This window comes from Flavobacterium sp. Flavsp81, assembly GCF_059491325.1.
On the sequence record NZ_CP168505.1, the window covers coordinates 2943961 to 2961302 of the forward strand.

9 protein-coding genes are annotated in these 17342 nt (G+C 36.0%); all 9 read right to left on the reverse strand.

Features of this window, described 5'->3' with window-relative positions:
* Nucleotides 1-64 precede the first annotated feature (64 nt).
* Nucleotides 65-2083, reverse strand: a complete 2019-nt coding sequence (locus ACEN92_RS12390) for a RagB/SusD family nutrient uptake outer membrane protein (RefSeq protein ID WP_495638676.1) — start codon at nucleotides 2081-2083, stop codon at nucleotides 65-67.
* A gap of 17 nt (nucleotides 2084-2100) precedes the next feature.
* Nucleotides 2101-5487, reverse strand: coding sequence for a SusC/RagA family TonB-linked outer membrane protein (locus ACEN92_RS12395; RefSeq protein WP_495638677.1), 3387 nt, complete (start codon nucleotides 5485-5487; stop codon nucleotides 2101-2103).
* A gap of 608 nt (nucleotides 5488-6095) precedes the next feature.
* Nucleotides 6096-6881: a rhamnogalacturonan acetylesterase gene (locus tag ACEN92_RS12400; protein WP_495638678.1), complete on the reverse strand. Its 786-nt coding sequence runs from the start codon at nucleotides 6879-6881 to the stop codon at nucleotides 6096-6098.
* Nucleotides 6882-6889: 8 nt separating this feature from the next.
* Nucleotides 6890-7882 (reverse strand): pectinesterase family protein, encoded by a 993-nt coding sequence (locus tag ACEN92_RS12405; RefSeq protein WP_495638679.1) that lies wholly within the window; start codon nucleotides 7880-7882, stop codon nucleotides 6890-6892.
* Nucleotides 7883-7899: 17 nt separating this feature from the next.
* Nucleotides 7900-8808, reverse strand: a complete 909-nt coding sequence (locus tag ACEN92_RS12410; RefSeq protein WP_495638680.1) for an alpha/beta hydrolase — start codon at nucleotides 8806-8808, stop codon at nucleotides 7900-7902.
* A 27-nt stretch (nucleotides 8809-8835) separates the two neighbouring features.
* The gene (locus ACEN92_RS12415) at nucleotides 8836-10857 is read right to left on the reverse strand and encodes an aceric acid hydrolase (RefSeq protein WP_495638681.1); all 2022 of its coding nucleotides are present in this window, start codon (nucleotides 10855-10857) and stop codon (nucleotides 8836-8838) included.
* A 97-nt stretch (nucleotides 10858-10954) separates the two neighbouring features.
* A complete protein-coding gene (locus ACEN92_RS12420) occupies nucleotides 10955-13414 on the reverse strand; it encodes a pectate lyase family protein (protein ID WP_495638682.1) in 2460 nt (819 codons plus the stop codon).
* A 15-nt stretch (nucleotides 13415-13429) separates the two neighbouring features.
* On the reverse strand, nucleotides 13430-15760 hold the full coding sequence (locus ACEN92_RS12425) for a DUF5703 domain-containing protein (RefSeq protein ID WP_495638683.1): 2331 nt from the start codon (nucleotides 15758-15760) through the stop codon (nucleotides 13430-13432).
* 113 nt (nucleotides 15761-15873) lie between these two features.
* Nucleotides 15874-17307, reverse strand: coding sequence for a sialate O-acetylesterase (locus ACEN92_RS12430; RefSeq protein ID WP_495638684.1), 1434 nt, complete (start codon nucleotides 17305-17307; stop codon nucleotides 15874-15876).
* Nucleotides 17308-17342: the final 35 nt, after the last annotated feature.

Sequence of the window (17342 nt, forward strand, 5' to 3'; positions counted from 1 at the left end):
CACCTGTATCTTTTTTAGGGAATACAGGTGATTATTTTTTATAATTTTTTTAATACTTAAAGAATTATTCTTGATAATTATAAGTCCCTGGAGCACCAGAATTATCTTTCCATCCTGTAGTTTGTAATAACCATGGATTTTGTGCTAAGGCTGCCTGATTAAGTCCCATAATGTAATAATTTGGTCTCCATAAAATAGGAGTTGCTACACCACTAACGTTATCCATAGGTGTCGGAGGAGAACGGAACTCGAAATTAGCAGTATAAAACGTTGCCAAAGCATTAATCTGAGTCTGAAAATTTGCTGCATCCGGATCTACCGAAATGCTTGCACGAGCAGCCGTTAAAGGATCTGTATTAGCTCCACTAGTACCATTTTTATAGTGTAAATAATTACCAACACGCTGTGTCCCATTTATTACCGGAATACCTAGTTTAGTATTTGTTGCATCATTAATTGAAGCATCATCACTGTAAAGCATCCAGCGTTGAACATCCCAAAAACGTTTTCCTTCGTATGCCAACTCAACTCTACGTTCATATAAACAAGCTTCAAGGGCTGCATATTTGTCTGCCAATGTCCCTATTCCATAATTATCTGCAGCAGGAATACCAACGCGATTTCTGATTTTTTTCAAATACACTAAAGTATTTGGAATATCTCCTTTTGCAGCATAACATTCGGCTATATTTAAAATTAATTCAGCAAAACGATATTCAATGATATCTGTACCGGAATATTGAAAGTTACTTATATTACCTACATTCGGACTTGACATTTTACGAATAAAAGCAGGGCTTGGAACATCATTACCCATACTATAAGCTACACCGGTAGTTGCATTTGTAGACCAACGGTATGCCCAAACGGTCGGAGCCACTACGTGAACTGCAGGAGCTACAATAGTATTAGAATATGGCCAGTAACTACCAGAGAAAGCAAAAGTTCTGTAAAAACGTGGATCACGATCTTTGAAAAACAGAAAATCATTATACCCATTAGTAGCAGTTGGACGCTTACCATCTTTCATCGGAAATAAATCAATCATTCCTTTCGGAGCATCAACACCGTTACCAGCTACTCCTCCCTGACTTCCAAGTCGAATCGACCTTTCCCAGGAATTGTTTGAATTTGTACCTAAATTACCAGTAGACAAAAGTCGAACTGTAATAGCTTCCGGATTAAAAGTATTATCAAATTGATAGAACATCTTTGCCCAATCACTCGCTGATGAGCCGTATAAGCTATGTCCTGCGGCCATTAACTGTGCCTCGGCATCTAAACCGGCTTTTAGGGCAGCATCCCAACGTTCATCTGAAGAATCCCAGTTCTTATTAAACAAAGGACTCGCATATGTTAACAAAACTCTTGATTTTTGAGCCATAGCAGCCCCTTTTGTAAAGCGTCCATAATCTCCTGCTCCCCATGTAGGAGGCAGTAAACTTGCAGCTAAATCTAGGTCTTTTACAATTTGGTTCACCACTTCAGTAACAGTAGCTCTCGGATGTTGTGTTGCCGGATTATCTGAACTTGCAACTTCAACTGAAGTTACAATTGGAACCCCCCCATATGTACGCATTAAATCGAAATATTGAATAGCACGTAAGTAGTATACCTGTCCTTTTATTCTATCACGAAAAAGTTGTGACAAATTAGCTCCTTTAGTATCCAGATTTTCCAACATGATATTACACTCCCTAATTCTGGTGTATGGTTCATTTCTATTAGCATCCGCTAAAGGTTGCCCATAATAACCCGGGGCATCAATTGCATTTTCCCAAGTGAAATTTGGATTAACCAAACTTTTATCATTGACATTAGAAGATATTCCTCCAATTTCTTCAGTATAAGAAGCCTGAGTGGTAGTGTACGAACCAACTACAGAAGCCATAGGAGTTTTATAGGCGTCAAAATAATCATAATACATGTTCGCTATAAACCAATTTACACGTTCTTCACTCTGAAAAAATTCATCATCAAAAAATGAATACTGTTTTTTCTCTTCCAAAAAATCATCACTGCAAGAAGCTCCAAAAACAAGCAAAAGTGCTAACGATATATATATATTAATCTTTGTTCTCATAATTTTTTAAATTTAAATTAGAATGTAATATTCAAATTAATTGACCATGTTCTAAGTGTAGGATATCTTGAAGAAGAAGTATCATACATATTGCGATAATGATCAGGATATGGATTATATAAATCCCAAAGGTTATTTCCCGTAACACCTAAAGTAGCTTTTTGAATACTTATTGTCTTAAGAGCCTCTTGCGGAAGATCAAATCCTACAGTCAGGTTTCTAACAGTACATCTAAAATTACTAACTTCCCAAAAATCTGATGGTGCAAAAGCAGTATCAGCCTGAGCCATATTAGGATACTTTCCGTTAGGGTTGTCAGTAGCGTCATACATGTCTGTCCAAAAACTTTCATGTGCCCAATCGTTATGAGCCGATGAAGTTCCTTGTTTAACCAAATCAAGAGAATTATATCCTCCCCACGAAGTAGCAATTTGAGTTTTAAAATAAACAGATTTATACTTCATTCCCAAATTAGTAGTAAAACCATATGTTCTATTACTTTTAGCTAATTTAATATAGTCTAAATTTTTGGCAATTTGACCATCTGCCTCAGCCTGAGTCCCTGTAGCCGGATCAAATGCACCACCTACGTCCTCATAAGCCAGCATCCCTTTTCTCATTAATGTAACATTGGTTATGCCTAAATAATTAGGTACTCCACCTGCTGCAGTTGCGTGTGTTGTTAAATAATTCCAATAGTTTGTAACATCTTCATCTGTACGCAAAATACCATCACCCGTAGAAGTGTCTTTCCATGTTCTGAATCCCCATACAGGTGTAAAAGTCGAATAACCTTCCTGAACGGTATTGAATGACGGATGTTGTACAGCTGCTCCCGGATATTTTTTATATTCGTTATCAGAAAAACCAAAATTCACTCCTACATTATAGCTAAGATCTTTTTTAATTTTATCATTCCAATTTAAACTAAACTCTGTACCCCAAGCATTAACAGCTGCATAATTTTGTTCTGCAAAAGCACCTCCTGTAGAAATTGGAGTTCCAACTTCACCGGCTAAACTTATCAACATATCTGTCGATTTATCATAATAATAATCAGCAGTAAATTGCAATCTGTTATTTAGTAAGGTTACATCAAGACCAACATTTTGTTTTAATGTAGTATCCCATTTCATATTTCTGTTTGGGGTAGTCCTTGGAGTAATTCCTCCTCCTAAAGTTCCTCCTCCAGTAGTTCCTCCTCCAGATCCAAACTGATATCCTTTATCTACAATAACGTCATAAAGAGTTAACCAACGCCATGTCTGAACATTATCTTTACCTGTTTTTCCAATCGAATAACGTATTTTTAAATTATCTACCCATGATACATTATCCCTAAACCAATTTTCTTTAGACATAACCCAACCCACCTGAGCTGAAGGGAAAAAAGCTGTATAATTCTCAGGTGCAAACTTGGTAGAAGAATCAGTTCTAAAAAGTAATTGTACTAAATATCTGTCTTTAAAGCTGTAATTAAGACGCCCTAAATTAGAAAGTGTCCCAGCTTCACCTTTTATTGCTTGAGAATTTGAACTAATTGTACCTGCCGATGTACTACCTCCTAAATAATCTTTTGAAGTCCCTTCGTAAGCTAAACGAATTGATTTGTAATTTGAATCAGAACGCTCTACACCAAACATTGCCTCAATATTATGGTTTCCAAAAGTTCTTGCATAGTTGATAAAAATGTTTGTCTGAATTAATTTATCAACATCTGTATTATAATAAACTCTTGAACCACGGGTATTAGTTTCTATAATATAATCTCCTGCTGGATTAGTTGAAGCATTATAAATAGTAGGATCAGCCACACCTGCCAAATGATTATCAGCAGTTTCATAATTTCTTATTCTGGCTAAATCATAAGGTAATTGAACCTGTTCTGTATTCGCACTAGACTGGTTTCTGGCATAACTTCCTTTAAGTGATAATCCTTTAACAAAAGGAACTTTATAATTCAAAGACAGGTTAACGTTATATGAAAATTCTTCATCAATCTGTTTTCCACTTCCTAAACTTGCAAAATAATTCCATCCTGCAATAGTAGTATTTGCATTTGCACTTCCCAGGTTACGGTCTGAACGAGCAATTGGAGACAACCAATAGTCTTTCCCTTCAACTGTTGTTTGCCACGGAATATATCTTGGCATATGCAATAAATATCCATAATCTGCCTGTTCCCCGGAAGCAAGAGAACCAAAACTGCTATCATTTAAATTTGCAGAAGATTTAGTAAACGATTTTTCGACATCAACAGTAGTTGCAGAAATCGAAGCAGAGAAATCTAAATTCTTAGTAACTTTAAGTGTAGTACCTGTACGGAAATTCCACTTATTATAATCCTGGTTTCCAAGATTTGCATCCTGCTTAAAATAAGTTATACCTGCAAAATAGGTTGCTTTATCACTTCCTCCACTTGCAGTAAGTGATTGTCTTTGCTGTACAGCCGGTTTCCATGCCTTATCCAGCCAATCATAATCCAAACCTTTCATTTGTTCTAACTCATTTGCCGAGAAATATTTAGCTGTATTAGTATCAAGATTAGAATTCAAAAATCTATTTTTCCAGATACCGTGCTCATAAGCATTCATTGTTTTACTGTGACTTACAGCATCATTTATAGAATACTGACTGTAGTAAGTAAATTTCAACTTACCATTTTGTCCTCTTTTAGTTTTTACAATTATCGCTCCTTGTGACGCACGAGAACCATAGATAGCAGCAGAACCATCCTTTAATACTGTTATACTATCAATCTCAGAAGGATCTAGTCTATTAAAAGTCTCTAATGTTGATCTGCCTGTAGTTGGATCAATTTGAACCATATCATCAATCACAATTAAAGGAATATTAGTATTTCCATCTTTTGAAAAACCAAAGGTTTGACGTATTTGAATAGAAGCAGCATCTCCAGGACGAGTAGAACCTCCGGATACAGCAAGTCCGGGAGTCAAACCTCTCAAAGATTCTGACAAATTTGAGACAGGCAAATCCTGAATTTCTTCTGGTTTTATTGTAGCTATCGCTCCAGTAACATTATTCTTTTTCTGTGTACCATATGCGACAACCACAATATCATCTAATACATTAGAGTCCTCTTGTAGTTTAGCATCTAAATTAGTACGTCCGTTTAATGGAATTTCAGCTTTTTTCATTCCAATGAAGGAAAAAACCAATGTTGCACCAGGCTTTACACTAATTTCATACCTACCACTGTAATCTGTAGAAACGGTGTTTTTTGTTGACTTTTCAGTTACGTTAACCCCTGGTAAAAGCAGTCCTGTATTATCAGTAACTGTACCGGTGATCTTAATTTGACTGCTTGCAGTTTGAGCATAAGTAATCATACTCGTTAATGCAAACAAAATAAAACTACATCTTTTAATAAGTGCTTGTTTCATAAATGTTTGATTTAGTTAATAGTTTAGGTTAGTTAGTTTATAAAAAAGTATTTATTACAGTTAAAGATAAGCGACATTTAAAAGAGACATTCCAATTATCACAAAAATTTTAAACGTTAAAAACACATTTATTATAGTCCCAAAAATATAATGATTGCCTATTAGAACTGTCCTGTTGCATCCTGCCTAAATATAATCATCAAAAAAATTAAGAGAAAAAAAACTATATCAATAAAAAAAAGCCTTACAAAATATAGGAAGCACAAAAAAGAAGATAAATTTTAGAATGGAATAGGCAACAATAAATAAGTAAGAAATAATCCCTAAAAACATATGGATTTAATAAAATGTTTACAAATAAACCAATCAAATATCCAAACAGAAATAATTAAGATTTCATTTTTTTACTCAATCGTTGTAGGAAAGTGTTTTGTTTTGAGTAAAAAAATCACGAAAACGTTTTATCTGTAAAATAAAATTTATTCAAAAAAGATATTAACAGCTAAATTTTTTAAAAGATAAATTCTTATTAATATCAAAAACTTGTTATTTGTTTTTCTAAATATAGTAGTGTCAAATATCAATTTCAATCAAGTTAAGGCTAAACTTTACAATTTTTTCATTGCATTAAACACCAATTTAGCTACTTCCTTACCTCCGGCAATCTGAAAATGAGTATTATCTTTTTGCCCATTAGGAAAAGCCTGGTATAAACCTGATTCAAAGTTCATAAAGTAATTTTGAGTTACATACTCCTGACCTTTGCTGGTGAAGAACTCAATAGACAGTTCATTCAAATCTATTAATTTAACGTTTAGTTCTTTTGCTACGTCCTTTGCTGCTTGCGGATATTCCCCATGAACATTGGTCAGCTTTCCTTCTTTCCATGGATAATTCCTGGCAACCGGAGTCAATACTATTGGCGTAGCTCCTTTCTCCCGGGTTTGATTGATAAAAAGGCGCAGGAATTCTTTATAGCCTTCGATGTTTACATAACGCTCTGTTTTTTCTTCTGATGCATCGTTATGACCAAATTGCATCATCACAACATCACCCTTTTGTAAGGAATTATAAACCGAAGCCCAGCGTCCTTCCTGAAAAAAAGTTCGGGTACTTCTGCCACCTTTAGCTCTGTCGTCTATCTTTACTTCTTTGGCATTTCCCAGAATATTTTTTAGCTGTTTCAAACTGTCCTTCTGAAAAAATGGCTGAAATACTTGTCCCCATCCTACCTGAGGAAACCTTTTGCTTTCATACTCTTTTTCCAATGAATAATCTGCCACTGTCGAATCTCCGATTAAGTAAATTGTGGTTACTTTAGATTTAAAATTAAAGCCACTTAAAACTAATAGGGCGAGAAAACCAAGTGTTGTTATTTTATAATTATTCATCATTGTATATTTTATAATTTAGGATTCCAGCCATTCAACACTTTATCCAAATCATATTTTTTAAGATCGGATTTTTTCAATTGATGTGACCAAGAAACTCTTTTGGAGATATCTTTTGCTCCTTCGCCTTTGCTTGCATATTCTGCGTAAAAAACTGTTTTTTCCTTCTCCGGGAAATTTTTATCTCCTTTCCACGGATTCCATCCTTCAGGGACAATATGGGAACCTAATTCTGTATTGATGAAAATCGTTTGTGCATAAGGTCTCCACGGACGTCCAAGAAAAACTTTATCTACCGTATTGTCTTTTGCTGTTAGTTTACAATCAACAAATACAAATCCGTATTTATCCTGTTGCGTAGTTGATGCTGCCGTAACATAAGAATTAGTAAGACTCTCGATAGTACAATTATAGAAATAAGCTGTTGCTGCACCAAAAATAAAATCGGTTGTACCGTTGATATAACAGTTTTCAAAATAATTTCTGGTTCCGCCTTTTGCCAAATACAGAGTATCCTGATTTCCTAAAATCGAACAATTTTTAACAGCAACTCTATCTCCTTCTGTATGCAGCGCTACTGCCTGGCCTACTTTACCGGATGTATTTTCTACAGTCAGATTTTCTAAAGAACAATCGTTGCCCTGAACCAATAAAGTATAAGAAGTATATGTACTGAATTTTGTATCTCCCGTAATATCAATTCCTCTGAAAGGTTTTCCGGAATAATCATTGTATGAAATAACCGTTTTCTCTTTGTCAACTCCTTTTAAGATAATGTTTCTTTTAAAAGCAGGAATCACTACTTTTTCATTATAAACCCCTGGCTTGATTGTAATAATAACCCGTTTTTCGGCATGATCCCTCACTTTATTGATAGCTTCCTGGATGGTTTTAAAATCTCCTGAGCCATCCTGAGCCACGGTTAATTCAAATCTATTGTCAGTTGTTTGTGCTGATATTATAACAGGACTAAAGAACAGAAGAAAAGCTATGATATGTTTCATAAGTTATAAAGGTGTAGTTAGTTTTTCAGGATATTTATTTCCATCAGCCATTGTTCGCAAAGGCTCGTCCATAAATTTGCTGATCCGGGATTATTTCTTAAAGCAATAGCATGACCTCCCTGATTAAAAATGTGCAGGCTCGAAGGAATTTTGTTTGCTAACAAGGCATCATAAAACAGCAGGCTGTTTTTTGGCGATACCGTTTTGTCATTAAAAGCGTGTGCAATAAATGTGGGCGGTGTATAATCACTTACCTGAAATTGCAAAGAATATTTTTTAATTAATTCTGCAGATGGATTTGGACCAAGCAAATTTTCTAAACTTCCTTTATGTGTTTCTTTACCCATATCGATTACCGGAGATATCAAAATCATAAAATTGGGTTTAAAAGAATAACTATCATATTCATCACCAATTAAAGAAAAATCATCTTTGATTGTTCCCAGACTTCCCGCTAAATGCCCTCCGGCAGAACAACCCATTACACCAATTTTATTGGTATCAATTTTCCAATCAATAGCATTTTTACGAATAATCCTCATCGCTCTTTCTGCATCTTGCAACGGTGCTTTTTCCCGTTCTTTAATATCTGGTGAAATTGGTAATCGATGCGTTAATACAAAAGCATTAATTCCCATGGTATTGAACCATTTTGCCAATTGAAAACCGCTAATATTATAAGACAAATGATGGTAGCCTCCTCCCGGAATTATCAAAACTGCCACTCCTTTATTCTCTTGATTGGAAGTAAAAAAAGCGTGAATACCCGGCATTCCTACCTGCATTACACGCTCATTATTAATACTGTCTTTTACAACTAATCCTTTGGAATTTGGCATCTTGCCTTTTGTCCAAAGCGGTATAAAATCCTGTGCCTGACTCTTAACAATTGTTATAAGCAACAGGGTCATTATTGTTTTTTTCATTTTAAAGTCAGCTTTATAAAGTAAAGTTTAATGTGACAACCACACAGACATTTCGCCTTTACCGTGATTTCCCCATGCAAAATAAGGAATTAATTTTATAGTAAGTTCCTTATTGTCCTTTACAGAAATCGGTTTGTACAATTTTTTATCCCAGGAATTATCCGGAGTAATTGATGAACTGGCAGTTATACTTAATAATTCTCTGTTGCCTATTTTGATAAAATCAGTGGTGAATTTAGAGTTTAAATCCAAAACTACATCGTTCACTTTTGCATTCGCAGGAAGCTGATCCGACTCTAAACAATACACAATTGGTCCTCTTTTTACGGCAACCTGATTTTTTACTTCTTCTACCAATGGATTAGCCTGCATCAATTCAACCGGCATTGGAATATTCAATTCAATGACATCTCCTTTTTTCCATTTTTGAGCTATTTTTTGATAGGAACCTGAAGCAATTACTTCATTGATATTTTTACTATTAACTGAAATCGTAGTTCCCTGACTCCATCCCGGAATCCTTAATAAAAAAGCATAAGACTCTTTTGGAGCTTTTACTATTTTCAAGGTTATTTTCCCATCCCAGGGATAATTGGTTTGTTGTGAAATTTCAATTTTTTCTCCGGCAGGTGTTGTTGCATTCAGATTGTTGCTTCCGTACAAATTTACATACAAACCTTCTTTCGAAAAACTATAAGCATAATTACTCACCTCAGCAATTGTTCTGGTTACATTTGGCGCACAGCAATTCGATAAGGCAATATAACCTTCACGCTCTTTGCTCCATCTTTGTTTAAAAGGTAAATCTTTAGAAACATTCAACGGATTATTATAAAAGAACTCCTTCCCTTCTAAACTGATTCCTGATAAAACGCTATTGTATAAAGCAAGCTCTACAATATCAGCATATTTGGCGTCAGCAGTAATCTGAAGCATTCTCCAATTCCACAAGACATTTCCAATGTTAGCGCAAGTTTCGGTATGAGCTGTAGCATTGGGCAATTGAAAAGGCCTTCCGTAAGCCTGATGAATTTTTTGAACATCAGTTGGATTATAAGAAGTCCCGTCTGGAGAAACACCATCATACAAAGAACCACAGGCACCAGTGATGTACATTTTTCTGTAAGTCACATCATTCCAAATAGATTCCAGATTATCCAGCAATTTCTTTTCTCCGGTTTCTGCATATAAATCGGCTACGCCTGCATATAAGTAATTCGCTCTTACGGCATGACCCATTGCTGTGGTCTGCTTTCTAAACGGAATTCTGTCCTGATTATCATCGGTTCCATCGTTTGTAGTTCCTCGAATGTCAATTAAATTATTCGCCAATTCCAGGTATTTTGGATTTTTCGTTGTACGATACATTTCGACAATTCCCATATAATGTGAAGGACAGATAGCATTTCGGGCTAACTCTGGCGAGGCTTTTTTGTAGAAATCATACAGAAAACCTGCAACCCCTTTAGCAATATCCAGAAAATTAGTTTTACCGGTCGCACGATAATGGATACAGGCCGCAGTCATCAAATGTCCCATATTGTATTTCTCGAAACCTAATTGTTTTTTTACTTCTTCCGGTCCCAAAGTTCCCCAACGTTCATCAATTAAAACAGGAGTATGTAAGTATCCGTCTTTGCGCTGTGCTTTTGCGAAAAGCGCAATCGCTTTATCCATTTCAGTATCGAGTTTTTTGTCTTTTGTTACCGCATATGTTGCTGCCATTCCTTCAAAAATCTTATAAAAATCACCATCATGAAAAGAAGGCCCTTTAAAAGTTCCTTTGCTTTCACCAGCAGCAATTTCGAAGTTTTTATAAGCATGCGAAATCGAATCATTATGATACAAATTCCACATATATGGCAACGTATTTTTGGTTTCCACATCAAATTGTTCTTTCCAAAAACCGTTTGTCCATTTCACATCTTGCAATCCTAAACTCTGTAATTTAGAATAAGGGCTATCAGAATTGGCAACCAAACCTTTATTTTGAGCAATTATCGCAGTTGAAAAAAGTATAGCTAATAATAAAATGATATTCTTTTTCATTTTCAAATTTTATTTAATTTTTAGAATCTGCTCAATCTGCAAAATCTGCGTGAAAAATAATTAGCACGCAGATTTTGCAGATTTTTTTATTCCTTATTTATTTAACAAAGAAATTCATAAGACGACTCATCGAATCTCCATCTTCATCTTTAACTGTGATGACAACAGAAGCAAATCCACTTTCTATAGCAGTAAACTGAATATCTTTTCCTTTCAAAATAATTTTACCGTTTTTAAGATCTGAGAAAGTGTAAACCGGCTTTTTCTCATATCCTTTAAAATAATCTGCTGTCGAAAATTCTTTCTTTTCACCTGAAGTGATGAAAAAATGGGGCTGTGCCATCCAGTCTAAATATTCATCCAATTGTGTAAAACCATCTTCATCTGTGTCTAAATTAGTATCAGCAAAATCTCCTGCTTTAGAATTTTCATTTAATCCTCTTGCTGTTTCCCACCAATTTGGCAATCCATCATGATCGGTATCCCAATCTGCAGAACGTGTTTGACTTGCATATTCACCCAAGTCTCCCAAATCTTTTTCAGAATCAATCATTCCGCTTAAACCGCTTTTGCTTCCTTTATAGGTAAAAGTACCTTTTAAAGTTTCATCAATAATTCGGTTATCATGTTTGTCAAAAAACGGTTCACTCGCACCAACATCCGAAAGTACATTTTTATAAGCTGCCTGAGCACTTTCTGTTTTTACATAAGATTCAAAGAATGGTTTATCAACAAAAGTCTCATATTCAACAATTTCTTTGTTTGAAATCGTCATTTTTCTTCCTTTTTCCTGAGATTTCTCATCAAAATAACCCGGCATTATATTTCCATTGAAATAATATCGCTGCATTCCTTTTCCAACTCCCTCATGCTGTGCATTTAATGCAACGAAAATATCTGTAGAAGCTCCCGGTTTATAATAATTGTTTACAAAATTCACTTCATTAGCACCTCCGTCAGTCGTTCTTTTTCCCCAGTTATACACAACATTATTAGTAATATCTACTCTTCCTGTGTAATATCCGTCTCCGTTTAAACCTCCGCCAATACTCCAGTTTCTTCCGTAATTATGTGCCAGTAAATTATGGTGAAAACTACCCACATCTCCACCAATGGTAGCGGCAAATCCGTGCATTTTTCCTTCCGGATATTTATCATGCCCTGCAACATTCAATGCTTCAGAAATTAAAGTTCGTTGCAGCGTAATGTTGTGCGCTCCACGTGAACTGAAAGATTCGTCAATTGTCCAGCTGATAGAACAATGATCTATAATACTATGATTGGCGCCGGTTAAACCCATTCCGTCATACGTTTTCCCACTTCCAATTCTCACTTTCAAAAATCGGATTATCCCATCATTACCTGTCAATCCAATCGGTGCTTTGCTAATCGTAATTCCTTCGCCCGGAGCCGTTTGTCCGGCAATCGTAATATATGGATTGTTTACCACCAGACGATCTTCTAATTTTATATTTCCCGAGACATTGAATACAATAGTTTTAGGACCGGTTCCTTCATTTACGGCAGCTCTTAAACTTCCCGGACCGCTGTCATTTAAATTCGTTACCTCAACCACTCTTCCTCCTCTTCCACCAACGGCAAAACGCCCGTATCCTTCAGCTCCGGGAAAAGCTAATTGTGCAGGTTTGAATGACCAAACAGCTCCTAACGTTGTATTTCCTTTTGCATCAACTTCATCAACACGCCAGTAATAGGTTGTCATACTGTACAAATCAGAAACTGCAAATTTAGTATCTGTTTGTTTTCCTTTAAATTCTGCTGATTTGTCAGTCGCAGCTGTAACGGCTTTTTTATCTGTTCCAAAGTATAATTTATGGGCAACAGCACCTTTTGAAGCGTCCCAATTTATCATAAAACTATCTCCAAGAACTACATGCTCATCTCCGTTTTCAGGTTTTGGAGTATGCGCTTGTTTTTTAAGATTTGGTGTATCAATTTCAAATCCGTTGATTACCATTTGCTGAATTGAATTAGCATCTTTCGAATCTAATTCAAAACGAACAACCACATTTTTCCCTTTCTGAGCATTAAATTCAATGTAAGCCGTTGCAGCATCAATAGTCGAAGTTGCTCTGTGGGTGGACGTCACAGTTTCAACCAATTTATTGTTTACATATATTTTTACAGGAGCATAAGATTTCCCTTCGATCTTATCAAAAGTATTGTGAAAAGTAAGTAATGAATGTTTCCCTGCTTTTAATCCGCTAATGGTAAGTTCCAAACTTTTATCGGTTACTAAACCGTCACTTGTTAATCGTCCGTAAAACGGCGCATTCATTCCGACTTTAAACCATTTCGATGAAAAATTTCCTTTTAATTTGAATGTTACATTATTAAAATATTTTTCAGCTTCGGTTTGTTCCGTTATTGGCCATGAATTATAATGAGGATCACTTACTTCTTCTGCTCTTCGTCCCGAAAAATCGAAATCGATTTTAACAATTTGTTTTTCAGTTGTTTTTTCAACTGATTGTGCCTGCCCGTTTGCAGACAAAAGCATTGCCAAAACAGCAGCACTTAGTAATTTCTTTATCATTGTAATTGGTAATAGTTAGTTTAATTTTTTCTTTTCTTCTATTGAAATCCCTAACAGATTTATAATGTCTTTTTCTCTTTCCTGAGGAACCACTTTAATAATTTTCATGATTCCGTTTTGAAGCTCAGCTTCTATAATAGTGTTTTGAGAGGCATGTAATTTAAAGTGGACGTTCCACTCTTTTGGCCAGGCCGGAAAAAGATATATTTTTCCATTCGCTTCCTGCAAAAGCATTTCCTGCATGCCAATCATTCCGGCCCCACCCCAGTTATGATCCGGAACCCAGTCAAAACCCGGTCCCCAAAAGGCAGGAAATCTTCTCTCTGAATTTGTCATTTTCAGTAAATTGTATTTTTTTGCTTCTTCGGTTAAACCTAATCTTGCAGCAAAAATATTATCTTGCTTCCAGCCAATATAGCTTCTGAACTTTATTGCATCTGTATCGTATTTCCAGGTATTTAAAGCAGTTTCTAAATCAGGTTTTCCTACTCCGTAAATTCCCCAAGGATACACAGGATACAATTGCGGCACTTCAGAGTTATTGATTCGTTCCCACGTTTTTGCCGGAACTAATACTTTATGATTTTCAATTTGACCAAAATTCAAAGGCGGAATTCGTTTTTGAAATTCTTTTAAATATTCGGTATCCTCTTTGGACAATTCTTTTGCCGAAAGGTTTAAAAGCTGTTGAGTAATTATGGTCAAAGCCGAAATCGTACTATTCGCATTATTAGCCATTTTATACGTTTCCGCTCCTGAACCGGGAAAAAGAATCAAATGTCCGTTTCCGTCTAATGCTTTTCTGCCTCTTTGCTTTGCCAGATATTGGTAATGCTCATCAAAAAAACGAAGACAGCTGATAATAAACGAATTGTATTTCTGAATGTTTTCTCCGGCAAATTCTTTCTGTTGCAGCATCATTTGGCAGAACTCAAAAACAGTGTCCCATTCATATTCCAACCAGGCATTGTATTCCATTCCCGGATCGTAATCTGCCGGGCGTTTCCATTCATATTCTGCTAGATTGGGTAATCCGAAATTTTCCAGTTGTTCTGTGAATGATGCTCCTCCGTGTTTCCAATAGACCTGCGATCGTAATTCGGCATTTTTCTGCAGACTTAAATAATAATCCAATTGCGATTTCATCATATCAAAATCACCGCTTTTTACCATAGGAAAGTAAACCAACCGTTGGTTCTGGGCTGTCATTGTTCCGCCGCCCCAATTTCTGAAATCAGGTGTGAAATTCAAATCGGGATTGGTAAAAACGGGATCGACCGTAAACAATCCGCCATTGAATTTTGTTGGATATTTTCCGTAGGCATTACACCCCAGCATATAACGGAACAACTGATAATTCTGCCCGATTTGATAAACCGAATCTTTTGTAGTGGAATTGCTTTTTTGGGTATAAATAAAACTGCGGCTCCAGAAATTATTCCACCATTTTATCGTGTTCTTTTCTGCCTCTTTTGATTTGATTTTATAGTCTGAAATTTGATTTTTCAAACCGTTATCCCAGGAATTACTATCCGATTGATTTGTGTATAAATGAATTTGTAAAGTTTGTTTTTTGGAAGGTTTCACACTCGACAAACTGAATCCTTTGAAATCTGTATTTTGATAAGTTCCCGAATAAGTTCCGCCCGGTTTTAGATTGTCTCCTGTCATAAATCCTCCGAAAGTCAAATTTGCCAACGGATTCAGCATTTGGTCTTTTACCGATTCCATTTTTTGCTGTTTTACAGCAACATCAAAAACGGTTTGTTGCCTGTTTTTGTGGTAAAATTCCACACCATTATTTTCGAATGCAATCGAATCCTTGAATGTTACAATTTCATCCTGTGGAGCCCATTTATAAGAATTGGCATTATTCGCTTTTCCTTTGGAATCTCGGTTTTTATGACGCCAGCTTTCATAAGAAGCTGTCATTTTTAAAGGCGTTTTACTCTCCAAATCCAGATGGATTACAGGTTTGAAAACATCTACCCAAAGTTTGATTTTGGTATCCTTCTGAGCAATCGAAATATAACCGTCTTTCAAAACCAATTCCTGACGAAATCCTTCATTATCGGTAAACGGATTGGGGATTAAACTCACTTTTATACGGCCTGATTTCAACAGAGTGTTATGCTCATCAAATGTTCCGCTACGTGAAAAATAAAAATACAAATCTCCTTTTTCTACCCAGACGTTCAAACCAATATCTCCGCCTCCCAACGGCATCGATTCTGATGAATTGTTGCTTTGTGTTTTCCAAATTGGGTTGTAATTTTCGAGCACAGGAGTTTGTGCTTTCGCGAAAAGCGTTGCAAAAAGAAAAAATATGAATATTGTGTTTTTCAAATTAATTATTTTAAATCTGCCTAATCTGCTAAATCTGCGTGCTAATTTTTTTCACGCAGATTCAGCAGATATTTTATTTTCTGTTTAAAAATATCCCTCTTATTTATTTAAACCTACCACTCATCAGTTCTAAAAGACGAAATTGGCAACCCACCGCCACTAAACAATTCCGCTTTCACAAAATCCTTAAACAAATACCGAATCGCTACAGGTTTGGCAACTTTGTCCGAAGTCAAAACCACCGATTTTCTGCGGACAACCGTTTTTGCCGGATAGAAAATTTTATCTTCTCCCGCCAATTCAAAACCGGTAACTTCTTTGTCATAAGAAGTTATTCCGTTTTCAACATTATCAAAAGAAACCGTTACGACACCATCTTTCATTTCCATCGATTTGTATTTCGGACTTTCAAATTCGAAACCTTCGATTCCGTAAGTTTTTGCCAAAGCCTGAAACGCCAAGCGGTTTCCGCCTTTTTCCTTGTCCATTGGGTGGATATTATTTTCCTCGCCAACATCCATCAAAACCGCCATTCCGGAATTTGGAATTTCCTTTGAAGCCTTCAGTTGTGCTTCTCTCAGATAAGCCGAATTGTATTTCTCCAGATTATCTTTCGGATGAAATTGCGCATAATTAAACGGAGCGATTTGGGCATAATAAAAAGGGAAATCGCCTTGTTTCCACAAGCCTCTCCAACTGCTGACCATCTTTTTCATCAAGGCTGTATATTCGTTTGCTCTTTCGTAATTCGATTCGCCCTGATACCAGATACAGCCTTTGATTCCGTATCCAATCACAGGCGAAAGCATTCCGTTAAATAAAGTCGTCGGAACACGATTCGGGTCTTTTGCCAGTTCTTCTTTCGTTGTTGGAATTTTGGCACTTGCAAAATCTTTCAGCATTTCCTGATTCATCCAGGCTTCCATACTCGAACCGCCGTACGAAACATGAATCAATCCAACCGGAACATCTAAAACTTCTTGTAAAAGCGATCCAAAATACCAGGCCATCGCACTAAAATTAGCCGTTGATTTTGGAGAAGCCACTTCCCATTTTCCTTCAAAATCGTCTTTTGGTTCTAAAACGGTAGCTCTTGGAACCGTGATTAATCGAATGTTTGGGTTAGTTGACCTAACAATTGTTTCGTTTCCGTTTTTTACAGGCTGTCCCTGAAAACCTTTCAAAGGCATTTCCATATTCGACTGGCCCGAACACAACCAAACTTCACCAATTAATACATTTTTTACCGCAATAGTTTCCTTTCCCTGATTAACTTCAATTATAAATGGACCACCCGCAGCCGGAGTCTGCAATTCCACTCTCCATTTCCCCTGATTATCAGCTTTGGTTTTATAGATTTTAGAATTCCATGACGTTTTTACACTTACATTTTCATTCTTATCCGCCCAGCCCCACATCGGCGCATTCGACTTTTGCTGCAGCATCATATTATCCGAAAACAATGCCGGGAGTTTGATTTTTGCATTGATTTGGAAGCTTGTGAATAGCATTGTAATCAATATAAATGTGTATTTAATATTCTTCATTTTATTTATCATTTGTATAACTCTTTTTTGAATTG